Source organism: Streptomyces sp. 63XJN7_1_ISO-PGPR-S23-121, assembly GCF_056173025.1.
In genome coordinates, this window is sequence record NZ_CM149653.1 from 650,058 (window position 1) to 676,659 (window position 26,602).

A 26,602-nucleotide genomic window follows, 5' to 3' on the forward strand; every position below is an offset into this window, starting at 1 on the left:
GCTTACTTGTTGGGTCGATGACCTGACCTGGGCTTGATGCCTGAGAGGACCCGCACGACTTCGGTCGTGCGGGTCCTTTCGCGTGGGCGCCCGGTACCGGCGCGGTCCGCGTGATCAGTCGGTCCGCGCCTCGCCCGGTGGCCGTTCCGCGGCTCGGGCCAGCCGGGCGGCCAGCTCCCCGAGCGCCTGCCGCAGTTCGTCGGGACGGTGGATGGTGAAGGGCCATTCCAGGGAGGCCAGCAGGTGTGCCATGCCGCCCAGATGCTCGGCCCGCGCCCGCATGAGGACGCCGGTGGGCCGGGCGGTGAGCGTCACCGCCGAGCCGGGCAGCCGGCGGGCGATCTCGCCGAGGGGGCCGTGGATCGTCACCTCGACCTGCCAGCGGTAGAGCCCCTTGGCCAGGTTCGCGGTCAGGTGGGCGACGGGATCGAAGCCGTCGGGTGCGGTGAAGCGGCCGGCCCGGGAGGTGACGGAGGCGATGCGGTCGATGCGGAAGGTGCGCAGGCCCTCGCGGAGGTGGTCGTGGCCCACGACGTACCAGCGGCCGGTGTGGAAGACCACGCCGTAGGGGTCGATGTCGCGTTCGGTGTCTTCGTGGCGCGAGGACCGGTGGTGGATGCCGACGGTCGTGCGGGCGCGGGAGGCCTGGGCCAGGGCCAGCAGGACGCCCGTCCCGGGTGCCTGCCCGGTCACGGCGCCCGCGGTGAACGAGAGGGTCTCCCGCATCGCGGCGAGCGGTTCGCGCAGGGAGTCCGGCAGCACCCGTTCGATCTTGGCCAGGGCGCCGGCACTGGCCGGTGCGGCCGTGCCCATGCCCAGGCGTTCCGCCGCGAGCAGGCCGAGGACGACGGCGAGGGCCTCGTCGTTGGTGAGCACCAGGGGCGGCATGCGGTAGCCGCGGGCCAGCCGGTAGCCGCCGTAGCGGCCGCGCTCGGCCTCCACCGGGATGCCCAGTTCCCGCAGGTGGGCGGTGTAGCGGCGGACGGTGCGGACATCGGTGCCCAGCCGGCCCGCCAGCTCCGTCCCGGTGAGCCCGGCGTTCGACTGGAGGAGCTCCAGCAGGGTCAGCACACGGGTCAGGGGATGCGACATGGATCCCTCGACGTTTCAGGGCGGATTCTGTCCTGTATCGACTCTACGCTCCCCGCAGGACCTACTTCTGGGAGATCACATGGCCACCTTCGTACTCGTTCCCGGCGCCTGGCTCGGGGCGTGGGTCTGGGAGGACACCGCCGGTGCCCTGCGGGAGCGCGGCCACACGGCGCTGCCGCTGACCCTGACCGGCCTGGCCGAGCGCGGCGACCAGGGCGGGCCCGGGACGGACCTGGAGACCCACATCGCGGACATCACCGGCTTCGTCGAGCGGAACGCGCTGCGTGACGTCACGCTGGTCGCCCACAGCTACGCGGCCGCGCCGGTCACCGGGGCGGCCGCGCGTCTCGGCGGACGGCTGGAGCGCGTCGTCTACGTGGACAGCGCCCCGTTCGCCGAGGGCATGTGCATGCTCGACCTCATGCCCCCGCAGGCGGCGGACCAGCTCCGGCAGGAGGTCGCCGCGTCCGGTGACGGGTGGCGGCTGCCGATGCCGCCCTTCGAGGTCGTCGGCCTGTCCAGCAGCCTCGACGGACTCGACGAGGACCGGCGGGACGTGCTGCGCGCACGGGCCACCCCGCAGCCGTTCGGCACCTACACCCAGCCCCTGGCCGGCCCGGCCGAGCCCGGCGCCGGGGTGGACCGCGTCCTGGTCGCCTGCCACGACTTCACGCGGTTGCTGGACGCCGGCGTGCCGATGCCGGCCCACCTGAACCAGCCGCCGTGGCGGCGCTTCGACCTGCCCACCGGCCACTGGCCGATGCTGTCCGCGCCCGTCGAGCTGGCCGGCGTCCTCGACGAGTGCTGCACCGTCACCCGGACCTGAGCACGGACGGGCCCGGGCGCTCTCCCGCTTCGCACCCGGGCCCTGCCCCCCTGTCCCCCGTGGGGCGGTCAGTGGATCACACGCGCTGCCACAGCGCCGGGACGTTCGACGGCTCCCAGCCCGGCTGGGCCTGGTGGCCCTGGAGGCAGCGGTACGTGGCGCCGCCGTACGTCACGGTGTCGCCCGGCTGGTAGACCGTGCCGGCCGCCCAGGTGCCGCCGCCCGGCGGGGGCTCTTCGGGGCCGCCGCCACCGGACGTCTTCAGGATGAGCCCGTAGTTCGTCAGCAGCGGGTTGATCGGCTGGAAGAAGGTCTCGCCGCCGCTGCCGCAGTTGCCCGAGCCGCCCGAGGTGACGCCCTGGGCCCGGCTGCCGGACTCGGCGCCCCGCACCCAGGCGCCCGCGAAGTCCGCGCCGAGCGCCGCCCGCAGCCGGCCCGCCACGGCGCCCGCCTCGCCCTCGTTCACCAGGCGCCGTTCGGCCTGGTGCCGGTCCAGGCCGAGGTCGCGCCGCATGGCGTTCAGCAGGGCGGGCGGGGCGGCGTCGGTGCGGAGGGTCCGTGCCGCGGAGGGCGCCGACGGCCGCGCGGCCTCGGCCGCCCCGGCGCTCGCGGAGCCGCTGAAGCCCGGCCACGAGCAGGGCGGCCGCGGCCGCGAGGGCGGCGCCCGCGGCTCCGGCCCGGGTGTGCCGCTGGGACACGGAGGACAGGGAGGGCATGGGGACTCCTCGGTCTCGGTGGGGAGGTGCCGAAACCGTAGGGAGGGCCGGGCGGCGGGCATAAGACACCGGCCGGCCCCCTCCCCGGCGTTATGGAACACGCGCGGGCGTCCCCGAGGGCCCGTCGCTCAGCCCACGGCGGCCGCGTCGCCGTGGGCCGCGAGCCACGCGGTGTAGCTGTCGCTGCCCGCGGCGACGCCCGCGTGGGCGACGCGGGCCTGGGCGAGGACCGTGGCGGCGGTGTCCTGCCGCTGGGTCCCGGCGTGCCAGCCGAGCAGGTGCCGCCAGGCCAGGGGCGTGCCGGTGAGCGGCCGGGTGACGATGCCGGGCGTGGTCGGGAACGTGGCCCGGCACAGCCCGACCGCCCGGCCCACCTGCACGAGGTGCACCAGGGAGGCGGTGTCGGTCTCGTACATGCGGTGCGGGGTGAACCCGGCGCGGGCGCAGGACGCGGTGAAGCAGTCCCCGAAGCAGCCGTCACCGGGCACGCAGGCCCACTCCTCGCCCGCCAGCTCGGTCAGGTCCACCTCGGGGCGGTGGGCGAGCGGGTGGCCGTCGGGCACCATGACGAACACCGGGTCGACGGCGACCTCCCGCCAGACCAGGCCCTCCGCGCCGGGCGGGGACGCCGACCCGCAGGTCCCGGCGAGGGCGAAGTCCAGGCGCCCCTCGGCGAGCTGCTCGGCCAGCTCCCGTTCCGACCAGGACGTGCAGGTCGTCATCCGGGCGTCCGGTGCCACGCCCGCCAGCCGGTCCACCAGCGCGCCCAGGAGGGGGCCGTGGGTGCCGCCCAGCCGGAGCCGCTCCGCGGTGCGCGGGGCCGCACGGGCGAACCGGGCCGCCTCCTGCTGGAGGTCGGTGACCGCGGGCAGCACGATCCGGCTTCGCTCCAGCACCAGTTCCCCCAGCGCGGTGGCCCGCACGCCGTGTCGTCCGCGCTCGAACAGGGCGCCGCCCAGGGCGCGTTCGATCCGCTTGAGCTGTGCGCTCAACGCGGGCTGCGCGAGCCCCAGCGCCGTCGCCGCCCTGGTGAGGCTGCCGGCGTCGGCGATGGCCCGGACCGTCCTGAGATGCCGCAACTCCAGCTCCATGAGGGGAGCTTGCGACGAAGGCGGGGCCGGGGCAAGACGCTGGTACAGACCAGTGCCGCCGAAGGGGCGCCGGGCGGTACGGCGGCACCGGGCCGGGTGCCGCCGTACGGGCGTGGCGGGTGCCTCAGATCCGGTGGACCGTGTGCAGGGTCTTCGCGTAGGTCCCGGTGCCGTCGAGGACCGACCTGCCGCCCAGATCGGACATGGTCGGGCCGTTGACCGTCTTGCGGCTGGACAGGAAGCGGCGCAGGCCCTCGGCGTCCGGGCCGAGGTAGATGCCGACGTGGTCCACGGTGGCCGCCGGGCCGTCGTCGCCGGAGTCGGCGTTGAACAGGACGAGGTCGCCGGGCTGGAGCCGCGCGGCGGCGGGCGGGTTCGTGCCGTCGGTGCGGTCGACGCGGACGCCGGGCGCGTACTCGGCCATGTCCCGGGACTTGCGCGGCAGCCGGGTACCCGAGGTGTCCGCGCCCGCGGCCATCGGTACGCCCAGGTGGTAGCCGTAGACCATGCGGGTGTAGCCCGAGCAGTCGAGGTTGCCGGCCTGCTTGGCGGACGGGCCGGTGTAGGCGCCGTCGGGGAAGGTCCAGCCGGTGTTCATGTACTCGTGGAAGTCGGCGCCCTCGTAGCGGTAGCCCCGCGGGTCCAGGTAGCCGTACCCGGCCTCGCCCAGGACCTGCCTGCCCTCGGCCGGGCCGGCACCGGCGACGACGGCCGGCGCCCCGGCGAGGAACATCGCGGCGTGGGCGAGGACGTCCGGGGCGGTGGAGCCGTACCAGCCGCGGACGGTGGTCTCCAGCTCCGGGGTCCAGACGCCGTCGAAGGGCTCGGGCAGCACCCGCACCCAGTCGGAGTGGGTGACGGCGGGCGGTGCCGCCCAGTTCGCCGCGTCCACCTGGAAGCGGCTGACCAGGAGCCGGACGGGCAGGTTCGTGGTGCCCTGGTTGGCGAGCGCGCGCAGGCCGACGCGGCCCTTGCCGAAGGTGGCGTCGGTGACGTCGGCGGTCCATGCGGACGGCTCGGTGTCGGCGGAGCGCCAGGCCTTGGCCCGGATCCGGGTGCCCTCGCGGCGGACCCGTATCGTCCAGTCGGTGCCCGCGGGCACGCCGGTGGCCAGGGTCACCGCCGTGGCGAGCTGGGTGACGGTGTCGGCGACCTCCTTCTCCACCCGGAGCTGGACGGAGCCGGACGTGGTGAAGGACAGCCGGGCCCGGTAGCTGTTGTGCGTGTCCTGGTAGCCGAAGGACAGGGCGTACGAGCAGGCGTCGCCGGCCGGGACCTTGTCGAACCGCGCGACGGAGCTGACGTCCAGGTCGGTGATCTCGCCGTCACGGAGGGTGGCATGGCGGCTGGCGTAGTCGGTGGTGAGGGCGATGATCCCGGTGCCCGGTACCACCGAGTAGTCGGAGTCCGCCGGTCCGAGGGTGGACCAGCTTCCGCCGCCCGGTGAGGTGCCCCAGTACGCGCGGTCGTCCGCGGGCAGCGAGGGGTCGGGCAGCGTGCGCTCGAAGTCGTCCGCGAAGGGTCTCTTGTTCTCGGTGAAGGTCCGCTCCGGTCCGGGCAGCAGGACGGTGCGCGCCCCGTGGGTCAGGAGCGCGACCCGTCTGCCGCCGGAGGTGACCTCGGTGCGGGCCGGGGTGCCCGGCAGCACGCCGGCGGTGAGCCGGGAGGCCAGGGTGAGACCGCCGAAGTAGGCGGGGCCCAGGGGCGGCAGCGTCACGGCGGAGCGTGCCGCGGCGAGAGAGGCGGGCTGGGTGGGAGCGGCCACCGGCGAGGCCGCCGGGGCCGCGGCGGGGGCGGGCGAGGCGGAGGCCCTGGCGCCGAGCGGGAGCGTGGCGGCAGAGGCCGCGAGAGCGGCGAGCACGCCGCGCCGTGAGGTGTTGGTCATGACCGACATCATCGGGCCGCGCGGTGGCACGCCCGGCACCGGCTCGACCACGAGTGATCGTCAAGGGCCGGAACCGGCCTGGTCGTTCGTGTTGCCGTCGAGGAGTTCCCGGGTGCGCCGCACCAGCGCCTCCCGTACGGAGTCGGGCGCCAGGACGCGCAGGGGTGTGCCCAGGCCGAGCAGGTACGTGGCGAGCCTCTCGGCGTCGGGGCCGCCGACCTCGACGACCGTGGCGCCGGGGCCGTCGGCGCGGTGGGTGCCGACGGTGGACGGGACGAGCCGCAGCGCCTGGTCCGGTGGCATCGGGAGGCGCACCGTCGCCCGCAGCGGGTAGGGGCCGGTGGCGACGGAGCGGGAGACGAGCAGCGCCGGGTCGGGCGGGTCGGTGATCTCCACCGGGCGTCCGGTGGGCCGCAGCCGCTGGACGCGGTCGGCCCGGAAGGTCCGCCACCGGTCCCGTTCCACGTCGCGGGCCACGAAGTACCAGCGGTGCCCCGTGTGGACCAGGCGGTACGGGTCGACGTCCCGGACCGTGGCCCGCCCCTCCCAGTCGCGGTACGACAGCCGGGCGCGCTCGGCCCGGCGGCAGGCGGCGGCCAGCTCCAGCAGCATGCCGGGCGGGATCTGCGGCCCGCCGGCCCTGGGGGTGTGGACGAAGGCGGCGTCCATGTCGCCCAGCCGGTCCGCGACCCGCCGGGGCAGCACCTGGCGCAGCTTCAGCAGCGCCGACAGGGCGGCCTGGTCACCGCCGAGCGCCCCGCTCAGCGCGGCCTCCCGCAGCCCGACGGCCACGGCCAGCGCCTCCTCGTCGTCCAGGATCAGCGGGGGCGTCCGCGTGCCGGGGCGCAGGCGGTAGCCGCCCCAGGGGCCGGGGTCGGACTCGACGGCGTAGCCGAGTTCCCGCAGCCGGGCGATGTCCCGGCGCACGGTCCGCTCGGTGACCTCGATGCGCGCGGCCAGCTCACCGCAGGTCCAGGAGGGCCGGACGGCCAGCAGGGAGACCAGCCGCAGCAGCCGGGCTGACGTACTCAGCATGTCGGCGAAGTTTTCCACACGCCGGCCCGTGACCCGGACCGAACGCGTCCTGGTCGCGTCCTACCGTTCCCGCCATGACGAACACCACGGAAAACACTTCGGCGCCCGCGCTCCGCTACTCGGCGGTCACCTTCGACTGCCCCGACCCGGCCGAGATGGCCCGCTTCTACGGCCAGGCCCTCGGCCTGTCCGTCGTCTTCTCCACCGACGACTTCGTCCTGCTCGGGCAGCAGGACGGAGCGGCCGGCCTCGGCTTCAACCGCCTGGCCGACTACCGCCGTCCCACCTGGCCGGACCCCGCGCGGGAGAAGCAGGCCCACATCGACCTCGGCGCCGACGACCTGGACGCGGCCGAGGCCCGGCTGCTGGCCCTGGGGGCGACGAAGCCCGATTTCCAGCCGGACCCGGACCGGTGGCGGGTGCTCCTGGACCCGGCCGGCCACCCGTTCTGCGTGTCGGCGGTGGCGTGAGCGGTCCGGTACCGCCTGGGATTCAGAAGCCGGGTTCCGGTGGGCCGAGGCGCAGTTCGGCCCACACGGTCTTGCGGGGAGAGCGGCCCTCCGTCACTCCCCAGCGGTGCGCGAACGCCTCCACGAGCAGCAGCCCGCGGCCCGACTCCGCTTCGGGGTCGGGCGTTCGGGGCTCGGGGAGCCGTTCGCCCCGGGTGTCCGTGACCTCGACGCGCAGGGTGTCGCCGACGACGTACAGGGTGAGCCGGAAATCACGGCCGGGGACGCGTCCGTGGGCCGCCGCGTTCGCGGCCAGCTCGGCGACGACGTGCCGTGCCGGGTCCAGGGGCAGTTCCCAGGAACGGAGTTGCTCGGTCGCCAGCAGGCGGGCCAGACGGGCACCGCGGGGCGTCGGGGAGAGCTGCACGCTGAAGTTGCGGACGGACGCCTGGAGTTCGGCGGATTTCTGATTCACGTCACTCAGCGTGGCGGTGTCTGCGTACCGTGAGAAGTGACTCAGCGGGTACGTATGGTCACTGTCCGGAGCTTGTCCGGTGCTGTCGGGGCTGTCGGAGGCGGACGTACGGGTAGGGCGCTGGGAGCCACAGCCAGGACGACGAAGGGGCGCGGAATGACGGTCGAGGCGGAGGCGGGCCCGCTCAGGGGCGAGGCCGACGAGCCGGGCTGGGAGGTGGACCCGGACGACGAGTGGGGCGTCGCCGTCATCGCCACCGTCGGACGGCAGTTGAAGCTCCGGCGCGAGGCGGTGGGGATGCGGGCCGCCGACTTCGGGGCCGCCGTGGGGTACGGGGAGGACCTCGTCTACAAGGTCGAGGGCGGCAAGCGGATCCCCCGGCAGGAGTACCTGGACAGGGCCGACGACGTCCTGAACGCGGGCGGGCTCATCGCGGCGACGTGGGAGGACGTGAAGAAGGTCCGGTACCCGAAGAAGGTTCGGGAGCTGGGGCAGTTGGAAGGTAAGGCCGTTGAGATCGGCATCTACGAGTGCAACAGCGTGCATGGGCTGTTGCAGACACCGGACCACGCCCGCGCACTGATGGAGGCTGCGCAGCCGTCGTACTCGCCGGACGACGTGGAGCGCATGGTGGCCGCTCGGATGGCCCGCCAGACTGTGTTCGAACGGGACCCGGCGCCGTCGATCCACTTCGTCTTGGAGGAGGCACCGTTGCGGCGGCCGATTGGCGGCACAATGGTGTGGCAGCGCCAGCTCGAACACCTTCTGGAGGTGGGGAGGTTGAATCCCGTCACGCTTCAGGTGATGCCGACGGACACTGACGCCCACCCGGGCGTGGACGGCAAGATCGAGCTGCTGAAGTTCCCGGACGGTACGGCCGTGGGGCGTTCCGACGGCGCGTTCAACGGCCGGCCGATCGCCGACCCGAAAGACCTGCGCATTCTTGAGCTGCGGTATGGCACCATCCGGGCGCAGGCTCTCCCGCCGAGGGAGTCGCTGGCCTTCATCGAACGATTGCTGGGAGAGACATGATCCGTAAGGCATCCGCCAGGGACGCCTCCGAGCTGGCGTGGTTCAAGAGCAGTTACAGCAGCGGCACTGACGGCAACTCCTGCGTCGAGCTGGCCATCACCCCCGGCACCGTCCACGTCCGCGACTCCAAGCACACCGCAGGCCCCCGCCTGACCCTCACGCCCGCCGCCTGGACGGAGTTCCTGACGTACGCGTCGGAGCGCTGACGACCTCCTGGGTCCCGACGACCGCGAGCAGCTCCAGCAACCCCGCGCTGTCCGTCCCGACGGCCGGGGTGAACCAGAGCAGCCGCTGCCGCCCGTCCTCGCTGAACAGGTTGAGGCAGTTGACCTCGATCACGCCGAGCGTGGGGTGGACGATGCGCTTGCGGTCGTCGCGGCGGAAGGCCACGTCGTGGTCGGCCCACAGCGCGGCGAACTCGGGGGAGACGTCGAGCAGCGTGCGGATCATCGAGCCGGCTTCCGGGTCCTTGGCGTCCCTGCGCGCCGCCGCGGCCCGCAGGTCGGCGACGAAGGCGCGGGACTGCCTCTCGTGGTCGGCCTCGGGATGCAGGCGCCTGGCGTCGGGCTCGGTGAACCACCGGTGGACGAAGCTGGCCCGGGGCCCCCGGAACGCGGACTGGTCCCCGACCAGCGCCACGGCCAGCGGGTTCTGCACGAGGGTGACGTGCAGGTCGGTGATCACCTGCGCCGGGGTCGAGGACAGCCGGCCGAGCAGGTCGAGCATGCCGGGATGCACGTGCGGGACGGTCCCGCCCCGCACCGGCACCGGCCGGTCCGCGAGCCGGAACAGATAGTCGCGTTCGTCGGCGGACAGCCGCAGCGCCCGCGCCAGCGCGGCGATCATCTGCTCGGACGGCTGGGAGCCGGCGCCGCGCTCCAGCTCGTTGTAGTAGTCCACCGACGCCCCGGCGAGCTGGGCGACCTCCTCGCGGCGCAGCCCCGGCACCCGGCGCCGCGGCCCGGCCGGGAGCCCCACGTCGGCCGGACGGATCCGCTCCCGCCGCGACCGCAGGAACGCTCCCAGCTCGGCGTACTTCACAGCGCTCATGCCGTCCATTCTGCGCCGGGCGGGGACGGTGACCCAGGGGATGACATCCCCTGGCTGCGCCGGCCGCGGCGGCGCATCGTGGAGCCATGACCACGCACACGAACCAGAACGACACCGCACGGAACGGGCGCGTCGCCGTCGTCACCGGCGCATCCCGCGGCATCGGCCGGGCGGTCGCGCGGAGGCTCGCACAGGACGGCCTCGCCGTCGTAGTGAACTACGCCCGCGGCGCGGCGGCCGCCGAGGAGAACGTGGCCGCGATCACCGAGGCCGGCGGGCGGGCGATCGCCGTACAGGCCGACGTGGCGGAGGAGAAGGAGGTCGCCGCGCTCTTCGACCGGGCGGAGGAGGAGTTCGGCGCCGTCGACGTGGTCGTGAACTCGGCCGGCCGGATGACCCTGTCGACCATCGCCGACCTGGACCTCGCGGCCATGGACGCCATGCACCGCACCAACATCCGCGGCACCTTCGTGGTCGCCCGGCAGGCGGCCCGGCGACTGCGGGCGGGCGGCTCCTTCGTGGGGTTCTCGACGTCCGTCGTCGGCGCGCAGTTCCCGACCTACGGCGCGTACTCGGCGAGCAAGGGCGCCGTGGAGGCGATGGTGCTGATCATGGCGCGTGAGCTGCGCGGCCGCGACATCACGGTGAACGCCGTCGCCCCCGGGCCCACGGCCACGGACATGTTCCTCGCGGACAAGACGCCCGAGCGGATCGAGCAGCTCGCCAAGACCCCGCCCCTGGAGCGGCTGGGCACCCCGGAGGACATCGCCGCCGTGGTCGCCTTCCTGAGCAGCCCCGCCGGCCACTGGGTGAACGGCCAGACCCTGCGCGCCAACGGAGGCCTGGTCTGACACCCCGCGCCCACGGAACGGCGGCGGTGCGCACGGGCCGTGAGCACCGTCGCCGTTCCGGCCTACGTCGGCGCGCACCCCAGGTCGGCCATCGCCTTGGGGGAGTAGGCGCGGAGGAGGTCGGTCAACGCGGATCTGCGCTGCTCGGTGTCCTCCGGCGTACTCCGTTCGAGCTGGAGCAGGGTGACGAACTTCTTATCGCCGCCGTCACGGGTGCACCCCGTGACCGCCGTCGCCCCGCGGTCCGCCACCCGGGCGGCCTCGCCCACGTCCACCGGGGCGGGGTCGCCGAGTCGCAGGAGCGCACGGTCCTGCACCTTCAGCGGGTCGGTGTCCGGCGGCACCAGGTCGTCGGCGACGTACAGGATCAGCCGGTCGTCGACGGTGACGCGGCAGCGGGGGCTCGTGTTCCCGGCGTCGTAGGCGCGCTGGGTGAGCTTCTCGCCGTCCGGCAGGAACGGCGCGAGCAGGTCGGAGCCGACCCTCACGCCGCACAGGTCCTCGGGGACCGCGTAGTCCCGGCCCCCGTCCGAGCAGCCGGTGGCGACGGACAGCAGGACGGCCACGGCCGCGCCCAGACGGACACCGGGCCGGCGCGGCCGCGACTTCCCGGTGGTGGCTGTACGGCTGCTCACTGATCCCCCGCCAGTCCCTGCGCGCGGGCGTTCCCGTCGAACGCGGCTCCGTTGATCTCCGACGTGAGGGTGTAGCGGTTGTTGCCCTTGTGGTCGGGGTTCGCGTCCATCCAGATGTCGGCGAGCTTCTGCAGCTGGTTCTCGCGGGCGGTGAAGACCTCTCCGTTCTGGCGCGCGTTCTCCTGGTCGATGCGGGCCTGCTCGTCGAGCTGCCACTGGTAGGCGAGCGCGTCGACGCCGCGCTGCACGGCGTCGCCGGCGACGGGGATGAAGTTCGCGGCGCCGCCGAAGCCGTGATAGAGCCACTTCGCGTCCCAGGACGGGTCGTCCTTGTCCGTGTCCAGGGCCTGGTAGCGGGCCTCCTCCAGGAATCCGGTGGTGTGCCCGGCCCGGAGCAGCGTCTCCTTCGGATCGCTGGGGTGGTCGTTGTAGATGTCGCGGACCATCTCCTGGTTGAGACCGTCGTTGAGGACGCCGTAGGCGTTCTGGTCGCGGGAGACCTGCTTGGTCACCTCCATGAGCTGGTGCCGGTCGAGCTGACGCGGGTCGCCCTTGTCGTCAGCGAGCGAACTGGCCGTGTGGTGGACCTCGTCGCCGTAGTTGACCAGCACGGTCGCCATGTCGTCCCGGAACTCGCCGGGCATGTCGTCGCCCGCCTCCGAGAGGTACTTCAGCGACCGGTCGAGCACCCGGCGGTTCTCCGCGGTGTGCTCCACCGGGACGGCGTGGGAGTCGTTGGGGTTGACGCCGGTGGCCGCGGCCACCAGTGCCTTGCCGGTCGCCTCACGGGACGAGTTGCCGTCGCCGTCGTCCAGAGGGGTGTCGTCGAAGACGGGGCGGTCCTTCAGCACCCACTGGGCATTGTCCTGCGGTTTCGTGGTGTTGAAGAACTCCGTCGCCGCCTCGGGGCTGTCGGACAGCGCGGTCATGTAGCCGGTCATCGGGTCGCGGCCGAAGTCGTCGCCGATGAAGTTCATCTTGGGCATCGGCGGCAGACCGCCGTTCCAGGTGTTGCCCGGGATCTTCATCTTCTTCTCGGTCTCGACCAGGGCGTTGCCGTACTTGTTCAGGAACGAGTCGTCGTAGTCCCCGACGCGCATGAGGTTGCTCATGAGCTGGAAGCCGTAGACCTGCGTTCCGCGGGTCTGGATGCGGTCGTCGCCGAGCTGGACCATCCGGTCCTCCCACTGGCGCATGGCGGGGGAGTCGGAGCGGGTGGCACCGGCGAGGGTGAGACCGATGTTCTTCTGCAGGTCGCCCAGCTGGTCGTGGCGTGAACGCTGCAGGCCACCGCCATCGGAGGGGTCCGCGAGGTCGGCCCAGAAGTCGAGGGTCCCCTTCGGGCCGAGGGTGGTGGCGAACTTCTCCTGGAAGAGCGGGTCGTTCCGGTGGGCGGCGAGCGTGCGATTGAGCTGGTCGAACTCCTCGGGGGACATGTCGTCCCCCTTCTTCTTGATCAGGTCCGCGTACTTCTCGGCCTCGTCCAGGGCCTCGGCGGCGGAGTCCCGGTCCGCGTAGGAGGCGCCGGAGAAGCCGTACGTCGTCTGGTCCACCAGGACGCGCAGGGCCTCGGCGGCCGAGTCGTCGCTCTTGGTGGCCGCCTTCAGGATGCGTTCCACCTCGTCGCGCAGGTTGTCCACGTCCTGCTGGCTGTGGTCGGGAAGCGACGTGCCCGCCGCCGCCCGGTCCGGGTGGATGTTCATGGTCACGGTGAACGATCCGTTCCCGGTGTCCGCCACCGTGAGGTTCTTCTTCAGCCCCCGCTCGATCGCCTCGTTGAGCTGCTGGCGGTAACCGACCAGTTCTCCGTGCGTGTCCAGCAGGATGTTGTGGATGCTGGACGCCTCGGTGTGCGCGTCGGCGAACTCGCCGGCGGTCCTCGTGATGAAGTCGCGGGAGACCGTGGCGTTCACACCCGCCCAGTTGGCCTTCGTGGCGGCCGCCTGGAGGCCTTCGCGGGCGTCCTTCTCGAGCGTCTCCAGGTGCTTGACGACCTTCGCCCAGTCGTCGGTGGCCGTCTTCAGCTTGGCGAAGTTCCCGAAGCGGAGGGTTTCCAGGTCCATCAGCCGCCCGCCTCCTCACGGAAACCCTTGTCCAGGGTGGCGATGCTGCTCAACTGGCCGCTGATGAAGTGTTCGTTCCCCCGGTGCACCTTCTTCGTGAACTCCAGGTGGTTGGAGATGTGGGCGCAGGCGTCGAGGAGCGACGTCAGCTGCTTCTCCCACCGCTCCTGCACGTGGTCCAGCGCGCCGCCCACGCTGAAGCCCTGCGTCTTGAGGTCGGACGCGGCGGACTGGCTGCTCGACCAGGCGTCCCGGCCGTGGTTCCCCAGGGAGTCCCACAGGTCGAAGGCCTTGTTGCCGATGGCCGCCAGATCCTGCTGGTCGACGGTCAGCACGCCCTGTGGCGTGCCCCCACCGCCCCCACCGTCCGCCGGCAGCTGATTGAGCCGCATATGCGTGGCATCACGCTGCGCCACCTCCTGCTTCAGCTGCTCCCATTCTGCCCACGCCACGCCTGCGCCCCCTTCTTCGCCCGTCCGGTCCTCGGTTCGGTTCAAGTCGATCTTGTCTGGCCGGGGTGGCAGGGGCAAGGTCGCCGGTTCGGGCGCGGTCGTATACGAGTCGCAGGACCGGCTGGCGTGCCGGCTGGCGCCGGCTGTGCGAATTTCGGGACGGAGAACCCGGAGGTATCGGAACATTACTTCCAAAATATGGCGATGGTGTCTCACATGGTGGAAGTCCGGAGGGCGCATGGTGGCCAGGGAGTTTACGTAAGAGTCACACTGGAGCGTCCCTGCGCGCGGCAACGGCGCCGAGCGCCCCTCACCGGACGGGACAGGAGCCACGCCGGCCGCCCCTCCCGGCCCCCCTCCCGGACCCGGTGTCAGCCGTGCCAGAAAGGGCTTCCGTGACGACGCGATCCGAATCGAAGACCACGCTCGACCACCTGCTCGCCGAGATCGAACACCGCAACCCGGCCCAGCCCGAGTTCCACCAGGCCGTCCACGAGGTGCTGGAGACGCTCGCCCCCGTGGTCGCGGCGCGCCCCGAGTACGCGGAGCCGGGCCTCATCGAGCGGCTGGTCGAGCCCGAGCGGCAGGTCATCTTCCGCGTGCCGTGGCAGGACGACCAGGGGCGGGTCCACGTCAACCGCGGCTTCCGGGTGGAGTTCAACAGCGCGCTCGGCCCGTACAAGGGCGGCCTGCGCTTCCACCCGTCCGTGAACCTGGGCGTCATCAAGTTCCTGGGCTTCGAGCAGATCTTCAAGAACGCCCTGACCGGCCTCGGCATCGGCGGCGGCAAGGGCGGCAGCGACTTCGACCCGCACGGCCGTAGCGACGCGGAGGTCATGCGGTTCTGCCAGTCCTTCATGACGGAGCTCCACCGGCACATCGGCGAGCACACGGACGTCCCGGCCGGTGACATCGGCGTCGGCGGCCGCGAGATCGGCTACCTGTTCGGCCAGTACCGCCGCATCACCAACCGCTGGGAGGCGGGCGTCCTCACCGGCAAGGGCGCGGGCTGGGGCGGCTCGCTGATCCGCCCCGAGGCGACCGGCTACGGCAACGTCCTCTTCGCCGCGGCCATGCTGCGCGAGCGCGGGGAGGACCTGGAGGGCCAGACGGCGGTCGTGTCCGGCTCCGGCAACGTCGCGATCTACACCATCGAGAAGCTGGCCGCCCTCGGCGCCAACGCCATCACCTGCTCCGACTCCTCCGGCTACGTGGTCGACGAGAAGGGCATCGACCTGGAACTGCTCAAGCAGATCAAGGAGGTCGAGCGCGGCCGCGTCGACACGTACGCCGAGCGGCGGGGCGCCTCGGCGCGCTTCGTGCCCGGCGGGCGGGTCTGGGAGGTCCCTGCCGACATCGCGCTGCCGTCGGCCACCCAGAACGAGCTGGACGAGAACGACGCCGCCGCGCTGATCCGCAACGGCGTCAAGGCGGTCTCCGAGGGCGCCAACATGCCGACCACCCCCGAGGCCGTCCACCTCCTCCAGCGCTCCGGCGTCGCCTTCGGCCCCGGCAAGGCGGCGAACGCGGGCGGGGTCGCGGTCAGCGCCCTGGAAATGGCCCAGAACCACGCGCGTACGTCGTGGACGGCGGAGCGCGTCGAGGACGAGCTGACGCACATCATGAACGACATCCACACCACCTGCCACGAGACCGCCGAGCGTTACGGTGCCCCCGGCGACTACGTGACCGGTGCCAACATCGCCGGCTTCGAGCGCGTCGCCGACTCGATGCTCGCCCAGGGCGTCATCTGACGCACGGGTGAACACGCCGCCAACGCCGAACGGGGTGTTGGCGGCGAGTCGACGAAAGCACTACCGCCGTCGTGAACGGTGTTCTTGGCTGGGCGGATGGTGCGTGCGGCGGACAGTGGAACACGGATACCCGAGCGGGTCGCGGGACGGCTGACGGGACGGGCGGCAGGACGGTTCAAGCAACCGCTCCCGCCACTCGCCGTGACCGTCCCGGCCGGCCCGACGGCGCCCACCGGCCGGCCGGCGCCGGGCGGGCGCCTCTACGTCATCGACGGCATCCGGCTGCTCGCCGCCCTGATGGTGGCCGTGCACCACTACGCCGGTACCTACCGGGCCGACCGCCCCGGCAACCTGATCTGGGACCGGCCGGTGTCCGAGATCATGCCGACGGTCTTCCGGTTCGCCTCCTACGGCTGGATCGGCGTCGAGATCTTCTTCGTGATCAGCGGCTTCGTGATCTGCATGTCGTGCTGGGGCCGCACCCCGCGCCAGTTCTTCGTCTCCCGGGTGATCCGGCTCTACCCGGCGTACTGGTTCGCCGTCGCCTTCACCACCGCCGTGCTGATCGCCGTACCGGGCGTGTGGGAGCGCCTGCGCCTGCGCGAGATACTGCTCAACCTGACCATGCTCCAGTCCGGCTCGGCCGTGCCCAACGTCGACGGCGTCTACTGGACCCTCTGGTCGGAACTGCGCTTCTACCTGCTCTTCCTCGTCGTGGTCGCCATGGGGCTGACGTACCGCAGAGTGGTCCTGTTCTGCTGCCTGTGGGGCGCGGCGGCGATGCTCGCCCCCATATCCCACCTGCCCCTGCTGGAGCTGATCGCCAACCCGGACGGCGCCTGGTACTTCATCGCGGGCCTGGCCCTCTACCTCATGCACCGCTTCGGCCAGGACCTCCTGCTGTGGGGCATCCTCGCCATGGCCTGGCTCATGGGCCAGCTCGAGCTCGGCAACCGCATCGAGCGGATCGAGCACGTCTCCGGCTGGCGGGGGAGTGTGCTGATCTACACCGTGTTCCTGCTCTTCATGGTCGCCGTTGCGCTCGGTCACACCGACCGCGTCCGCTGGAAGTGGCTGGTCACGGCGGGCGCCATGACGTACCCCCTCTACCTGATCCACTACGCCGCCGGCACGGCCCTCATCAACCGCCTCCACGACACCATGGACCCCCGCCTCCTGGTGGCCGCGATCATCACCGGCTTCATGGTCCTTAGCTACCTGATCCACCGCTGCGTGGAGCGCCCGTTGTCCCGCCTCCTGAAGAAGGGCCTGAACACGTCCTTCACCCGCATGCGGAACGCGGGGAACGGGGCCTGAGGCCGCAACGGAGGACCCCCTTCGAGTGATCAGCTCGTCACGCTTCGTGATGAGTGCGGTATCGTCACCCTCGGTGATGATCGGTGCCGGGAGCACCTGTCTGTCTCTGGGGGAGGCGATGCGTCGTGAGCGGTGCCGTGGTGCCGGGGCCGGTGGGCGGTGGGCGGAAGGTTCTGGCCTCCTCGCCCGCCGAGAAGGCGGCTGCCGTGCGGGCGATCGAGGAGCACATCCAGCCCGACACCGCCAAGGCCGGGGCGTGGGCGGACGAGGACACCGGGAACGCGGTCAAGGCGTTCGCCGCCAAGGACGGCGACGGCTGGGACACCTCCGCGGCGCTGAGGAAGGCCCACGAGACCTGGGGCGGTCAGGTGAAGAACCTGATGGACCGGCTCGACACGGAGAAGGGCGCGCTGCGCGGCGCCGGGACGGTCCTGACGGGCACGGACCAGGGAGTGGGCGCCCAGGCGCTGAGGATCCGGCAGCCGTCGGCGCTGGACCGGTTCTGAGGACGCGGGGCAGGGGGAGCGGGCGCATGCCGACGTACCACGAGATCATGACCACCGACTTCGGCGCGCTCACCACCGCCGCCGACCGGTGGGACGGCATGGCGGGCGAGTTCGCCGAGCAGGAGAAGGCCTACCGGCGTGACGTCCACGGCATCTCCATGGGCACCGGCTGGGTGGGCCTGAGCGCCGACGCGGCGAACCGGCGGTTCGACATCACGCTCCGGGAGTTCGGGTCCGCGCAGACGGAGGCGAGGGCGGTGGCGGGGCTGCTGAGGGACGCGCACGCGCAGTTCGTGGAGCTGCGGGGGCGGCTGAGGGCCGCTCGGCGGGAGGCTGTCGACGCGGGCATAAGGGTCTCCGAGCAGGGCCGGGTGAGCCTGGACACCGAGCGTCTGCCGGACGCGGAACGGCGGACACTGCACGTCGACCCCGCCGGGTGGCAGGAGGCAGTCCGGTCCTGGCAGGACCGCATCGACAAGGCGGTACGGGACGTCACGGACGCGGACGCGGGCGTGCGGATCGCCCTCCACGCCGTCGTGGTCGACTCCGGCGTCGCCGCCGGGGGCAAGGGCTTCAACGGCGAGGCGAAGGACGACGTCGAGACGTACGAGGGCGAGGCGGCCGAGAAGGCGCTGGAGAAGCTCCGCGACGGCGGACGCCTGTCCGGCCGGGAGATCGCCGAGCTCGAGCGGACGTTCCGCGACAACAGCGACGATCCGGCGTTCTCACGGGCCCTCCTGGACGGTCTGGGCGCCGAGGGCACCCTCACGCTGACGAACGAGCTGAATGACCTGATCCACGTCCAAGGCGGCGACCGAGCGGTCCGCTACTCGACGATTGAGACCGGCTTGGCCAACGCCCTGGCCTCGGCGACGAAGGACACGAAGTCGTCGTGGTACCAGGGCTGGCGCGAGGACATGCGCGAAGCCGGCGTGGAGCGGCACGGCACCGACGCGCAGGGCGCCCGCCTGGACAAGGCCGTCGGCTACCAGTCGCTCGTCACGCTGATGCAGAAGGGGCACGGGTACTCGCCGGACATGCTCGGCGACCTCACCGACGACATGATCGCGGCGGAGAAGAAGGACCCGGGCCTCTGGCAGCTGAAGGGCGAGTACGCCGGTAAGCGGGACGGCTGGTTCGCCAACGATCCGGTGGACGGCATGCTCGGGATCATGAGCCACGACCCCGACGCGGCGGCGGCGTATCTCGCCTCTGACGAGAAGATGACGTACCTGATGAAGGACCGGGACTGGAACGTCATGCTGCATGAGCGCGAGGGCGCGAAGGTCGGCACGTACACGCCGGGCGTGGACGGCGACGACCGCGCGGGCCTCGGCGCGGCACTCCAGGCCGCGGCGACGGGCATCGACCCGGCGGACGAGAACGCGCGGTACGTGGAACACACGCGTCAGAACGACGCGGTATTCCAGTCGGCGATCACGACCCTGTCCGCCAGAGGCGACGACTTCCCCCCGTCCCTGCGTGAACCGATGGCCAACATCCTGGTCAACCACGGGGGCACGGTGCACACGGCGATGAGCGAGATTGACGTCGCAGAGTCACCCCTGGCACAGACCGACCTTTTCGAGGTCGCCAAGCAAATTTCAAAGGACCAGGCCGCCTACAGCACCCTGAATGGTGGGCTGAATCAGGCGATGGTGGCTGACATCCACGAGCACAGTCAGTCTGGCTCGACCGAGTCGCTCACTCGGGCGGGACGGACAGTGGGATTTCTTGAAGAAGCGCGTGTGCAGGCGCAAGGTGCCCCTGAGGTCGCGGAGTTCGCCGCGAAACCACTCATCGACGAAGCGATCAGTTACATTCCGGTTGCTAGTGACAAGGTGCAGCAGGGGGTCGACCATGTCACGGACATGTGGTTGGAAGATGAGCAGAAGAGGCTTGACGGTCAGCGTGCCGAGAACAACATCAAGACCGCTGAATTGAGAAACAGGCAACTCATGGCCCTTGCCGACGAATGGCAGGCAGCGCATGCAGGTGAAGTCGACGCCACATATGACGCGCAGGATGCCATTGATACGGCGGCTGGTCGCGGTGGCGTGAAAGGCAGGGATATGTCGGGAAGTGATCCGCGCTGATGGGAAGGGCCCTGACGAGACTGAGCGCGACCATTCTCACGCTGAGTTTTTCCCTTTTGGCAACATCCTGCGGGAGCGGTAATGATTTCAAGCCGCCAAAGAGGATTTGTGGCACGCTCGTCGACTGGAAGCTTGTCGATCCTTTAGTCGGTTCCATCGATGACCTTCACGAGTACAGTCGGGTGGATCGATCGGAACTCATCTCAGCCCCATGCACGATATTCTCTAGCGGTAACCGACTCATGGAGTTCCACTTTTACTGGACTTCGGATGCACCCGGATTCGCTCAGCGGTCTGAGTTCGATCCGATCTTTGTTGACGTTTCGCAGTGGCGCAAAGCAAGCATTGGCGATGAGTCGGTTGTAGGTAGGAACGGCGCAATTGCGAGCACCTCGTGCCTCACCGCCCGCGGGCAACATTTCACGCTCAAGTTGCACCTGCCCCAGGCGAGCATCCTCGACGAGGAAAATCGTACGAAGGTTGAGGCGTTCATGCGTGCCTACTTCCCCGCCACCGTCAAGACTCTGCGTTGCGGGTGAGGGGTGTGTCGGTCAGGCGGGACAGGAGCTTCGCGTAGACCGTTGTCGCCGCTGCCACGGTCGTCGCGATCGTCGACAGGGCGAGGATGCCCAGCAGCGCCGGCCACTGGCGGAGCTCGCTGTCGCAGACGCCGTCCACCCGCTGGAACGGGTCGATCAGCGGCCCCTTGCAGCGCTGCTCACCCGCACCGGAGCCGTAGGAGTGGGACTCGGGGCCGTACGAGGAGAGCAGCAGGATCGCGAAGCAGCCCCACAGGGCCAGCGCCAGCAGGATCCACGCGATCGACCACTTGTCCGCACGCCCCGCCGCCAGGGCCCCCGCCCGTTCCGCCTCCGTCGCCCCGTCCGTGCCGGCTGCCGCCACGCGCGTCCCCTCCCGAATGTCCGGTCATATCCCGCCGCACCCGCCCGCCCGGCGGGGCACGGTTTGACCTACGTCACGTCCGGGGTATTCTCTCCGGCTCGATTGGCCAGGCCCCCGTCGTGTATGGCAGACTAGCCGAGTTGCTCGGTCGAGTGCCGATGCTGCGCGCCTCCCGCCGGGAGGACCGGAAGCGAGTCCCACAGTACTCGTCGCCCCTGATCAGGGGCGGAAGTACGGGAATCTTCCGGGAAGTGTCAGCGGGGTGCAGACCAGGCGCCCGGTGGGCCTCTCGCCCCCGCCCGCGGTTCCGGAAGGGCCCGCACTCCCCAGCAGGGAAGTCCCGAAGAGGGACATCTGTGTCAGCGGGAGCGCGACACGCCCGACCGCGTGGGTCGGAGGTGAGGGTAGGGAACACCGGGTTCCAGAGCGTTTTCGAGAGACAGGACTACGAAGTAGCCATGGCGGGACAGAAGATCCGCATCCGGCTCAAGGCCTACGACCACGAGGTCATCGACTCCTCGGCGAAGAAGATCGTCGAGACGGTGACGCGTACTGGTGCGTCGGTCGCGGGCCCGGTGCCGCTGCCCACTGAGAAGAACGTGTACTGCGTCATCAAGTCGCCGCACAAGTACAAGGACTCGCGCGAGCACTTCGAGATGCGCACGCACAAGCGCCTGATCGACATCCTCGACCCGACCCCCAAGACCGTTGACTCTCTGATGCGACTCGACCTCCCGGCCGGTGTCGACATCGAGATCAAGCTCTGAAGGCCGGTGATCTGAGAATGGCTAAGCAGATCAAGGGCATCCTGGGCGAGAAGCTCGGCATGACGCAGGTGTGGGACGAGAACAACCGCGTTGTTCCGGTCACCGTCGTCAAGGCCAGCCCCAACGTCGTCACCCAGGTCCGTACGAACGACGTCGACGGCTACGAGTCGGTCCAGATCGCCTTCGGCGAGATCGACCCGCGCAAGGTGAACAAGCCCCTCAAGGGCCACTTCGCCAAGGCCGACGTCACCCCCCGCCGTCACCTCGTTGAGATCCGCACGTCGGACGCCTCCGAGTACACGCTGGGCCAGGAAGTCACCGCCGAGGTCTTCGAGTCCGGCGTGAAGGTCGACGTGACCGGCAAGAGCAAGGGCAAGGGCTTCGCCGGTGTCATGAAGCGTCACAACTTCAAGGGCCTCGGCGCCGGTCACGGCACCCAGCGCAAGCACCGCTCTCCCGGTTCCATCGGTGGCTGCGCCACCCCGGGCCGCGTGTTCAAGGGCCTCCGCATGGCGGGTCGCATGGGCAACGAGCGGGTCACCACCCAGAACCTGACCGTCCACGCCGTTGACGCGGAGAAGGGTCTGCTGCTCATCAAGGGCGCGGTTCCCGGTCCGAACGGCGGCCTCGTCCTGGTCCGCACCGCGGCCAAGGGGGCCTGAGGTAACCGATGAGCACTGTTGACATCCTTTCGCCTGCCGGCGAGAAGACCGGTAGCGTCGAGCTCCCCGCGGAGATCTTCGGCGTGGAGAAGATCAGCATCCCGCTGATCCACCAGGTCGTCGTCGCGCAGAACGCCGCTGCCCGCCAGGGCACGCACAAGACCAAGCGTCGCGGCGAGGTCCGTGGTGGCGGCAAGAAGCCGTACCGCCAGAAGGGCACCGGCCGCGCGCGCCAGGGTTCGACCCGTGCGCCGCAGTTCGCCGGTGGTGGCGTCGTGCACGGTCCCGTGCCGCGCGACTACTCGCAGCGGACCCCGAAGAAGATGAAGGCCGCGGCCCTGCGCCACGCCCTCACCGACCGGGCCCGCCACAACCGCATCCACGTCGTCACCGGCGTGATCGAGGGCGACAACCCCTCCACCAAGGCCGCCCGGAGCCTGTTCGGCAAGATCAGCGAGCGTAAGAACCTGCTGCTCGTCGCCGACCGCTCCGACGAGGCCGCGTGGCTGTCCGCCCGCAACCTGCCCCAGATCCACATCCTGGAGCCGGGCCAGCTGAACACGTACGACGTTCTCGTCTCGGACGACGTGGTCTTCACCCAGGCCGCTTTCGAGTCCTTCGTGTCTGGCCCCAAGGCCGCTGACACCGAAGGGAGCGAGGCCTGATGGCTACGCGTCACCCGAGCATCGCCTCGAAGGCCGCCAAGGCGGCCAAGGCCGCGCGCGTCGCCAAGGCGCGTCGCCACGAGGCCGAGGGCAAGAACACCGTCGTGACCCCGGCGAGCAAGGCGTTCACGGACCCCCGTGACGTGCTGCTCAAGCCGGTCGTGTCCGAGAAGAGCTACGCGCTGCTCGACGAGAACAAGTACACGTTCGTCGTCGCGCCGGGCTCCAACAAGACCCAGATCAAGGAGGCCGTCCAGGCGGTCTTCTCGGTCAAGGTCACCGGGGTCAACACGATCAACCGCCAGGGCAAGCGCAAGCGGACCCGCACGGGCTTCGGCAAGCGTGCCGACAGCAAGCGCGCGATCGTGACCCTCGCCGAGGGCGACCGTATCGACATCTTCGGCGGTCCGACCTCCTGACGGAGGTCCGGATCGTCCGATATCGGACGAGGACTGAGAAATGGGTATCCGCAAGTACAAGCCGACGACTCCGGGCCGTCGTGGCTCCAGCGTCGCCGACTTCGTCGAGGTCACGCGGTCCACGCCGGAGAAGTCGCTGGTCCGCCCGCTGCACAGCAAGGGCGGCCGTAACAACGCCGGTCGTGTGACCGTTCGCCACCAGGGTGGCGGACACAAGCGCGCCTACCGCGTGATCGACTTCCGTCGTCACGACAAGGACGGCGTGCCGGCGAAGGTCGCGCACATCGAGTACGACCCCAACCGCACCGCGCGCATCGCGCTGCTGCACTACGCCGACGGCGAGAAGCGCTACATCCTCGCCCCGCGCAACCTGCAGCAGGGCGACCGCGTCGAGAACGGTCCCGGGGCCGACATCAAGCCGGGCAACAACCTGGCCCTCCGCAACATCCCGGTCGGTACCACGATCCACGCGATCGAGCTCCGTCCCGGTGGCGGTGCCAAGTTCGCCCGCTCCGCCGGCGCCTCCGTGCAGCTGCTCGCGAAGGAGGGCACCATGGCCCACCTCCGCATGCCGTCCGGAGAGATCCGCCTGGTCGACCAGCGCTGCCGCGCCACGGTCGGCGAGGTCGGCAACGCCGAGCAGAGCAACATCAACTGGGGCAAGGCGGGCCGCAAGCGGTGGCTGGGCGTTCGCCCGACCGTCCGTGGTGTGGTCATGAACCCGGTGGACCACCCGCACGGTGGTGGTGAGGGCCGGACCTCCGGTGGTCGTCACCCCGTGTCCCCGTGGGGCAAGAAGGAAGGCCGTACTCGTTCGCCCAAGAAGGCGTCGAACAAGTACATCGTCCGCCGCCGCAAGACGAACAAGAAGCGCTAAGGACGGGTTGAGATGCCTCGTAGCTTGAAGAAGGGACCCTTCGTCGACGACCACCTGATCAAGAAGGTGGACGTCCAGAACGAAGCCGGTACCAAGAACGTCATCAAGACCTGGTCCCGTCGCTCGATGATCGTCCCGGCGATGCTCGGCCACACGATCGCGGTGCACAACGGCAAGACCCACATCCCGGTGTTTGTCACCGAGTCCATGGTCGGCCACAAGCTCGGCGAGTTCTCGCCGACGCGCACCTTCCGGGGTCACGTCAAGGACGACCGGAAGTCGAAGCGCCGCTAGTCAGCGGGGTGTGAAAGACCATGACAAACACTGAAGGGACAACCATGGAAGCCAGGGCCCAGGCGCGGTACATCCGCGTCACGCCCATGAAGGCCCGCCGCGTGGTGGACCTCATCCGTGGCATGGATGCCACGGAGGCTCAGGCGGTCCTGCGTTTCGCCCCGCAGGCCGCGAGCGTGCCGGTTGGCAAGGTGCTGGACAGCGCCATTGCCAACGCCGCGCACAACTACGACCACACCGACGCCGACAGCCTCTTCATTTCCGAGGCGTACGTCGACGAGGGCCCGACCCTGAAGCGGTTCCGTCCGCGCGCCCAGGGCCGCGCCTACCGGATCCGCAAGCGGACCAGCCACATCACCGTGGTCGTCAGCAGCAAGGAAGGAACCCGGTAATGGGCCAGAAGGTTAACCCGCATGGGTTCCGGCTCGGCATCACCACGGACTTCAAGTCCCGCTGGTACGCCGACAAGCTGTACAAGGACTACGTCAAGGAAGACGTCGCCATCCGTCGGATGATGACGTCCGGCATGGAGCGCGCCGGTATCTCGAAGGTGGAGATCGAGCGCACCCGTGACCGCGTGCGTGTGGACATCCACACCGCTCGTCCCGGCATCGTCATCGGCCGCCGCGGCGCCGAGGCCGACCGCATCCGCGGTGACCTGGAGAAGCTGACCGGCAAGCAGGTCCAGCTGAACATCCTCGAGGTCAAGAGCCCGGAGACGGACGCTCAGCTGGTGGCCCAGGCCGTCGCCGAGCAGCTGTCCTCCCGCGTCTCCTTCCGCCGTGCCATGCGCAAGAGCATGCAGGGCACGATGAAGGCCGGCGCCAAGGGCATCAAGATCCAGTGCGGTGGCCGTCTCGGCGGCGCCGAGATGTCCCGCTCGGAGTTCTACCGCGAGGGCCGTGTGCCCCTGCACACGCTCCGCGCGAACGTGGACTACGGCTTCTTCGAGGCCAAGACGACCTTCGGCCGCATCGGTGTGAAGGTCTGGATCTACAAGGGCGACGTCAAGAACATCGCCGAGGTCCGCGCCGAGAACGCTGCCGCCCGTGCGGGTAACCGCCCGGCCCGCGGTGGCGCCGACCGCCCGGCCCGTGGTGGCCGCGGTGGAGAGCGGCGCGGTCGCAAGCCGCAGCAGCAGTCGGCTCCGGCCGCCGAGGCCCCCAAGGCCGAGGCGCCCGCCGCTGCCGCTCCGGCTGAGAGCACCGGAACGGAGGCCTGACCGAAATGCTGATCCCCCGTAGGGTCAAGCACCGCAAGCAGCACCACCCGAAGCGCAACGGTATGTCCAAGGGTGGAACGCAGGTTGCGTTCGGCGAGTACGGCATCCAGGCGCTGACCCCGGCCTACGTCACGAACCGCCAGATCGAGGCGGCTCGTATCGCGATGACCCGTCACATCAAGCGTGGCGGCAAGGTCTGGATCAACATCTACCCGGACCGTCCGCTCACGAAGAAGCCGGCCGAGACCCGCATGGGTTCCGGTAAGGGTTCGCCGGAGTGGTGGATCGCCAACGTCAAGCCCGGACGCGTCATGTTCGAGCTGTCGTACCCCAACGAGAAGATCGCCCGTGAGGCGCTGACTCGTGCGGCCCACAAGCTGCCGATGAAGTGCCGGATCGTCAAGCGCGAGGCAGGTGAAGCGTGATGTCGGCCGGTACCAAGGCGTCCGAGCTGCGCGAACTGGGTGACGAGGAGCTTCTGGCGAAGCTCCGCGAAGCCAAGGAAGAGCTGTTCAACCTCCGCTTCCAGGCGGCGACCGGTCAGCTCGAGAACCACGGTCGGCTCAAGGCCGTCCGTAAGGACATCGCGCGGATCTACACCCTGATGCGTGAGCGCGAGCTGGGCATCGAGACGGTGGAGAGCGCCTGATGAGCGAGAGCAACGTGACTGAGAACACCGAGGCACGCGGATTCCGCAAGACCCGCGAGGGTCTGGTCGTCAGCGACAAGATGGACAAGACCGTCGTCGTCGCCGTCGAGGACCGCGTCAAGCACGCGCTGTACGGCAAGGTCATCCGCCGTACGAACAAGCTCAAGGCCCACGACGAGCAGAACGCCGCGGGTGTCGGCGACCGCGTCCTCCTCATGGAGACCCGGCCGCTGTCATCGACGAAGCGCTGGCGCGTCGTGGAGATCCTCGAGAAGGCGAAGTAGTCGGCAGGGGCTCCGGCCCCGCTGACCCCGCCGGGGGCCCCGGCCCCCGGCGGTGGTTCGCCTCCCAGAGGCACAAGTAATTCCTGCGGAGTTCCCGCAGGACGGTTCCGCCAGGCTCTCCGGACCAACACCCGGAGGGAACCGGCAGACAATCAGGAGATAGACGTGATCCAGCAGGAGTCGCGACTGCGTGTCGCCGACAACACGGGTGCGAAGGAGATCCTCTGCATCCGTGTGCTCGGTGGCTCCGGTCGCCGCTACGCGGGTATCGGTGACGTCATCGTCGCCACCGTCAAGGACGCGATCCCCGGTGGCAACGTGAAGAAGGGTGACGTCGTCAAGGCGGTCATCGTTCGCACCGTCAAGGAGCGCCGCCGTCCGGACGGCTCGTACATCCGCTTCGACGAGAACGCCGCCGTCATTCTGAAGAACGACGGCGACCCTCGCGGCACCCGTATCTTCGGCCCGGTCGGCCGTGAGCTGCGCGAGAAGAAGTTCATGAAGATCATCTCCCTCGCGCCGGAGGTGCTGTGAG

At 70.4% G+C, this 26,602-nt stretch carries 31 protein-coding genes and 1 pseudogene; 21 read left to right on the forward strand and 11 right to left on the reverse strand.

The genetic code is table 11. The features are described from left to right. Window positions 1-114: 114 nt before the first annotated feature. Window positions 115-1,092 carry a helix-turn-helix transcriptional regulator gene (locus tag AC0VYN_RS03090; RefSeq protein WP_475534674.1) on the reverse strand — a complete coding sequence of 326 codons (978 nt, stop codon included), beginning with the start codon at window positions 1,090-1,092 and terminating at the stop codon, window positions 115-117. Window positions 1,093-1,171: 79 nt separating this feature from the next. On the opposite strand from AC0VYN_RS03090, the gene AC0VYN_RS03095 reads away from it, so the two are divergent. Further along, window positions 1,172-1,918 (forward strand): alpha/beta fold hydrolase, encoded by a 747-nt coding sequence (locus AC0VYN_RS03095; protein WP_475534675.1) that lies wholly within the window; start codon window positions 1,172-1,174, stop codon window positions 1,916-1,918. Between the two features lie 76 nt (window positions 1,919-1,994). Here the strand turns inward: AC0VYN_RS03095 and AC0VYN_RS03100 are convergent. From AC0VYN_RS03100 to AC0VYN_RS03115, 4 genes and pseudogenes are all read right to left on the reverse strand, one after another. Continuing rightward, window positions 1,995-2,294, reverse strand: a pseudogene (locus tag AC0VYN_RS03100) (carbohydrate-binding protein); the annotation flags it as partial. A 468-nt stretch (window positions 2,295-2,762) separates the two neighbouring features. Then, window positions 2,763-3,725 (reverse strand): LysR family transcriptional regulator, encoded by a 963-nt coding sequence (locus tag AC0VYN_RS03105; RefSeq protein WP_475534676.1) that lies wholly within the window; start codon window positions 3,723-3,725, stop codon window positions 2,763-2,765. A 124-nt stretch (window positions 3,726-3,849) separates the two neighbouring features. Continuing rightward, window positions 3,850-5,610 (reverse strand): NlpC/P60 family protein, encoded by a 1,761-nt coding sequence (locus AC0VYN_RS03110; protein WP_475534677.1) that lies wholly within the window; start codon window positions 5,608-5,610, stop codon window positions 3,850-3,852. Window positions 5,611-5,670: 60 nt separating this feature from the next. After that, entirely contained in the window at window positions 5,671-6,645 is a 975-nt protein-coding gene (locus AC0VYN_RS03115) for a helix-turn-helix transcriptional regulator (protein ID WP_475534678.1), read from the reverse strand. A gap of 74 nt (window positions 6,646-6,719) precedes the next feature. Between AC0VYN_RS03115 and AC0VYN_RS03120 the strand changes: the two genes are divergently transcribed. Next, window positions 6,720-7,115, forward strand: coding sequence for a VOC family protein (locus tag AC0VYN_RS03120; RefSeq protein ID WP_475534679.1), 396 nt, complete (start codon window positions 6,720-6,722; stop codon window positions 7,113-7,115). A 22-nt stretch (window positions 7,116-7,137) separates the two neighbouring features. Here AC0VYN_RS03120 and AC0VYN_RS03125 read toward each other — a convergent pair whose 3' ends face one another. Beyond that, a complete protein-coding gene (locus AC0VYN_RS03125; RefSeq protein WP_475534680.1) occupies window positions 7,138-7,569 on the reverse strand; it encodes an ATP-binding protein in 432 nt (143 codons plus the stop codon). Between the two features lie 156 nt (window positions 7,570-7,725). Here AC0VYN_RS03125 and AC0VYN_RS03130 point away from each other — a divergent pair, with 156 nt between their 5' ends. Together AC0VYN_RS03130 and AC0VYN_RS03135 are read left to right on the forward strand one after the other, a co-directional pair. After that, window positions 7,726-8,601, forward strand: coding sequence for a helix-turn-helix domain-containing protein (locus AC0VYN_RS03130; RefSeq protein WP_475534681.1), 876 nt, complete (start codon window positions 7,726-7,728; stop codon window positions 8,599-8,601). Next, window positions 8,598-8,807, forward strand: coding sequence for a DUF397 domain-containing protein (locus tag AC0VYN_RS03135; RefSeq protein ID WP_475534682.1), 210 nt, complete (start codon window positions 8,598-8,600; stop codon window positions 8,805-8,807). Before AC0VYN_RS03130 ends, AC0VYN_RS03135 begins: the two co-directional genes overlap by 4 nt. Here the strand turns inward: AC0VYN_RS03135 and AC0VYN_RS03140 are convergent. Next, on the reverse strand, window positions 8,758-9,660 hold the full coding sequence (locus tag AC0VYN_RS03140; RefSeq protein WP_475534683.1) for a helix-turn-helix transcriptional regulator: 903 nt from the start codon (window positions 9,658-9,660) through the stop codon (window positions 8,758-8,760). The two genes, AC0VYN_RS03135 and AC0VYN_RS03140, sit on opposite strands and share 50 nt — an antisense overlap. Before the next feature lie 77 nt (window positions 9,661-9,737). Between AC0VYN_RS03140 and AC0VYN_RS03145 the strand changes: the two genes are divergently transcribed. Beyond that, window positions 9,738-10,502, forward strand: a complete 765-nt coding sequence (locus tag AC0VYN_RS03145; RefSeq protein WP_475534684.1) for an SDR family oxidoreductase — start codon at window positions 9,738-9,740, stop codon at window positions 10,500-10,502. Between the two features lie 62 nt (window positions 10,503-10,564). On the opposite strand, the gene AC0VYN_RS03150 is transcribed toward AC0VYN_RS03145, so the two are convergent. Genes AC0VYN_RS03150 through AC0VYN_RS03160 form a run of 3 tightly spaced genes read right to left on the reverse strand, consistent with a single transcriptional unit; the run spans window position 10,565 to window position 13,652 of the window. Continuing rightward, window positions 10,565-11,137, reverse strand: a complete 573-nt coding sequence (locus AC0VYN_RS03150) for a hypothetical protein (protein WP_475534685.1) — start codon at window positions 11,135-11,137, stop codon at window positions 10,565-10,567. Then, entirely contained in the window at window positions 11,134-13,200 is a 2,067-nt protein-coding gene (locus AC0VYN_RS03155) for a hypothetical protein (RefSeq protein ID WP_475534686.1), read from the reverse strand. The genes AC0VYN_RS03150 and AC0VYN_RS03155 overlap by 4 nt, the downstream gene beginning before the upstream one ends. Next, window positions 13,200-13,652, reverse strand: coding sequence for a hypothetical protein (locus AC0VYN_RS03160; RefSeq protein WP_385459722.1), 453 nt, complete (start codon window positions 13,650-13,652; stop codon window positions 13,200-13,202). The genes AC0VYN_RS03155 and AC0VYN_RS03160 overlap by 1 nt, the downstream gene beginning before the upstream one ends. 395 nt (window positions 13,653-14,047) lie before the next feature. On the opposite strand from AC0VYN_RS03160, the gene gdhA reads away from it, so the two are divergent. From gdhA to AC0VYN_RS03180, 4 genes are all read left to right on the forward strand, one after another. Further along, entirely contained in the window at window positions 14,048-15,406 is a 1,359-nt protein-coding gene (gene gdhA / locus AC0VYN_RS03165) for an NADP-specific glutamate dehydrogenase (RefSeq protein ID WP_475534687.1), read from the forward strand. 96 nt (window positions 15,407-15,502) lie between these two features. After that, a complete protein-coding gene (locus tag AC0VYN_RS03170) occupies window positions 15,503-16,723 on the forward strand; it encodes an acyltransferase family protein (protein WP_475534688.1) in 1,221 nt (406 codons plus the stop codon). Between the two features lie 125 nt (window positions 16,724-16,848). Beyond that, complete coding sequence (locus AC0VYN_RS03175; protein ID WP_475534689.1) at window positions 16,849-17,229, forward strand: hypothetical protein; 381 nt, start codon at window positions 16,849-16,851, stop codon at window positions 17,227-17,229. A 47-nt stretch (window positions 17,230-17,276) separates the two neighbouring features. Further along, a complete protein-coding gene (locus tag AC0VYN_RS03180; RefSeq protein ID WP_475534690.1) occupies window positions 17,277-19,325 on the forward strand; it encodes a hypothetical protein in 2,049 nt (682 codons plus the stop codon). Between the two features lie 516 nt (window positions 19,326-19,841). On the opposite strand, the gene AC0VYN_RS03185 is transcribed toward AC0VYN_RS03180, so the two are convergent. After that, on the reverse strand, window positions 19,842-20,228 hold the full coding sequence (locus AC0VYN_RS03185) for a hypothetical protein (protein ID WP_475534691.1): 387 nt from the start codon (window positions 20,226-20,228) through the stop codon (window positions 19,842-19,844). A 458-nt stretch (window positions 20,229-20,686) separates the two neighbouring features. On the opposite strand from AC0VYN_RS03185, the gene rpsJ reads away from it, so the two are divergent. From rpsJ to rplN, 12 genes are all read left to right on the forward strand, one after another. Further along, entirely contained in the window at window positions 20,687-20,995 is a 309-nt protein-coding gene (gene rpsJ / locus AC0VYN_RS03190; protein WP_003948644.1) for a 30S ribosomal protein S10, read from the forward strand. A 17-nt stretch (window positions 20,996-21,012) separates the two neighbouring features. Then, entirely contained in the window at window positions 21,013-21,657 is a 645-nt protein-coding gene (gene rplC, locus AC0VYN_RS03195) for a 50S ribosomal protein L3 (protein ID WP_475534692.1), read from the forward strand. An 8-nt stretch (window positions 21,658-21,665) separates the two neighbouring features. Beyond that, window positions 21,666-22,322: a 50S ribosomal protein L4 gene (gene rplD / locus AC0VYN_RS03200; RefSeq protein WP_385459736.1), complete on the forward strand. Its 657-nt coding sequence runs from the start codon at window positions 21,666-21,668 to the stop codon at window positions 22,320-22,322. Next, window positions 22,322-22,741, forward strand: coding sequence for a 50S ribosomal protein L23 (gene rplW / locus AC0VYN_RS03205; protein ID WP_003974265.1), 420 nt, complete (start codon window positions 22,322-22,324; stop codon window positions 22,739-22,741). Before rplD ends, rplW begins: the two co-directional genes overlap by 1 nt. A gap of 40 nt (window positions 22,742-22,781) precedes the next feature. Further along, window positions 22,782-23,618: a 50S ribosomal protein L2 gene (gene rplB / locus AC0VYN_RS03210; RefSeq protein WP_003974264.1), complete on the forward strand. Its 837-nt coding sequence runs from the start codon at window positions 22,782-22,784 to the stop codon at window positions 23,616-23,618. Window positions 23,619-23,630: 12 nt separating this feature from the next. After that, on the forward strand, window positions 23,631-23,912 hold the full coding sequence (gene rpsS, locus AC0VYN_RS03215) for a 30S ribosomal protein S19 (RefSeq protein ID WP_003948639.1): 282 nt from the start codon (window positions 23,631-23,633) through the stop codon (window positions 23,910-23,912). 44 nt (window positions 23,913-23,956) lie between these two features. Next, window positions 23,957-24,304, forward strand: a complete 348-nt coding sequence (rplV, locus tag AC0VYN_RS03220) for a 50S ribosomal protein L22 (RefSeq protein WP_003974262.1) — start codon at window positions 23,957-23,959, stop codon at window positions 24,302-24,304. Then, window positions 24,304-25,134 (forward strand): 30S ribosomal protein S3, encoded by an 831-nt coding sequence (rpsC, locus tag AC0VYN_RS03225; RefSeq protein ID WP_164587866.1) that lies wholly within the window; start codon window positions 24,304-24,306, stop codon window positions 25,132-25,134. The genes rplV and rpsC overlap by 1 nt, the downstream gene beginning before the upstream one ends. A gap of 5 nt (window positions 25,135-25,139) precedes the next feature. Next, complete coding sequence (rplP, locus tag AC0VYN_RS03230) at window positions 25,140-25,559, forward strand: 50S ribosomal protein L16 (protein WP_009190136.1); 420 nt, start codon at window positions 25,140-25,142, stop codon at window positions 25,557-25,559. Beyond that, entirely contained in the window at window positions 25,559-25,783 is a 225-nt protein-coding gene (gene rpmC / locus AC0VYN_RS03235; protein ID WP_003998824.1) for a 50S ribosomal protein L29, read from the forward strand. Before rplP ends, rpmC begins: the two co-directional genes overlap by 1 nt. Next, window positions 25,783-26,067 carry a 30S ribosomal protein S17 gene (gene rpsQ / locus AC0VYN_RS03240; RefSeq protein ID WP_469497458.1) on the forward strand — a complete coding sequence of 95 codons (285 nt, stop codon included), beginning with the start codon at window positions 25,783-25,785 and terminating at the stop codon, window positions 26,065-26,067. Before rpmC ends, rpsQ begins: the two co-directional genes overlap by 1 nt. Window positions 26,068-26,232: 165 nt before the next feature. Beyond that, window positions 26,233-26,601, forward strand: coding sequence for a 50S ribosomal protein L14 (gene rplN, locus AC0VYN_RS03245; RefSeq protein WP_003998823.1), 369 nt, complete (start codon window positions 26,233-26,235; stop codon window positions 26,599-26,601). Window position 26,602 lies beyond the last annotated feature (1 nt).

Bases quoted from the DNA above. Each gene is read 5' to 3' on its own strand.
- AC0VYN_RS03090 (WP_475534674.1), bottom strand. From the start codon at position 1,092: ATGTCGCATCCCCTGACCCGTGTGCTGACCCTGCTGGAGCTCCTCCAG.
- AC0VYN_RS03095 (WP_475534675.1), top strand. From the start codon at position 1,172: ATGGCCACCTTCGTACTCGTTCCCGGCGCCTGGCTCGGGGCGTGGGTC.
- AC0VYN_RS03105 (WP_475534676.1), bottom strand. From the start codon at position 3,725: ATGGAGCTGGAGTTGCGGCATCTCAGGACGGTCCGGGCCATCGCCGAC.
- AC0VYN_RS03110 (WP_475534677.1), bottom strand. From the start codon at position 5,610: ATGACCAACACCTCACGGCGCGGCGTGCTCGCCGCTCTCGCGGCCTCT.
- AC0VYN_RS03115 (WP_475534678.1), bottom strand. From the start codon at position 6,645: ATGCTGAGTACGTCAGCCCGGCTGCTGCGGCTGGTCTCCCTGCTGGCC.
- AC0VYN_RS03120 (WP_475534679.1), top strand. From the start codon at position 6,720: ATGACGAACACCACGGAAAACACTTCGGCGCCCGCGCTCCGCTACTCG.
- AC0VYN_RS03130 (WP_475534681.1), top strand. From the start codon at position 7,726: ATGACGGTCGAGGCGGAGGCGGGCCCGCTCAGGGGCGAGGCCGACGAG.
- AC0VYN_RS03135 (WP_475534682.1), top strand. From the start codon at position 8,598: ATGATCCGTAAGGCATCCGCCAGGGACGCCTCCGAGCTGGCGTGGTTC.
- AC0VYN_RS03140 (WP_475534683.1), bottom strand. From the start codon at position 9,660: ATGGACGGCATGAGCGCTGTGAAGTACGCCGAGCTGGGAGCGTTCCTG.
- AC0VYN_RS03145 (WP_475534684.1), top strand. From the start codon at position 9,738: ATGACCACGCACACGAACCAGAACGACACCGCACGGAACGGGCGCGTC.
- AC0VYN_RS03155 (WP_475534686.1), bottom strand. From the start codon at position 13,200: ATGGACCTGGAAACCCTCCGCTTCGGGAACTTCGCCAAGCTGAAGACG.
- AC0VYN_RS03170 (WP_475534688.1), top strand. From the start codon at position 15,503: ATGGTGCGTGCGGCGGACAGTGGAACACGGATACCCGAGCGGGTCGCG.
- AC0VYN_RS03180 (WP_475534690.1), top strand. From the start codon at position 17,277: ATGACCACCGACTTCGGCGCGCTCACCACCGCCGCCGACCGGTGGGAC.
- rpsJ (WP_003948644.1), top strand. From the start codon at position 20,687: ATGGCGGGACAGAAGATCCGCATCCGGCTCAAGGCCTACGACCACGAG.
- rplC (WP_475534692.1), top strand. From the start codon at position 21,013: ATGGCTAAGCAGATCAAGGGCATCCTGGGCGAGAAGCTCGGCATGACG.
- rplD (WP_385459736.1), top strand. From the start codon at position 21,666: ATGAGCACTGTTGACATCCTTTCGCCTGCCGGCGAGAAGACCGGTAGC.
- rplW (WP_003974265.1), top strand. From the start codon at position 22,322: ATGGCTACGCGTCACCCGAGCATCGCCTCGAAGGCCGCCAAGGCGGCC.
- rplB (WP_003974264.1), top strand. From the start codon at position 22,782: ATGGGTATCCGCAAGTACAAGCCGACGACTCCGGGCCGTCGTGGCTCC.
- rpsS (WP_003948639.1), top strand. From the start codon at position 23,631: ATGCCTCGTAGCTTGAAGAAGGGACCCTTCGTCGACGACCACCTGATC.
- rplV (WP_003974262.1), top strand. From the start codon at position 23,957: ATGGAAGCCAGGGCCCAGGCGCGGTACATCCGCGTCACGCCCATGAAG.
- rpsC (WP_164587866.1), top strand. From the start codon at position 24,304: ATGGGCCAGAAGGTTAACCCGCATGGGTTCCGGCTCGGCATCACCACG.
- rplP (WP_009190136.1), top strand. From the start codon at position 25,140: ATGCTGATCCCCCGTAGGGTCAAGCACCGCAAGCAGCACCACCCGAAG.
- rpmC (WP_003998824.1), top strand. From the start codon at position 25,559: ATGTCGGCCGGTACCAAGGCGTCCGAGCTGCGCGAACTGGGTGACGAG.
- rpsQ (WP_469497458.1), top strand. From the start codon at position 25,783: ATGAGCGAGAGCAACGTGACTGAGAACACCGAGGCACGCGGATTCCGC.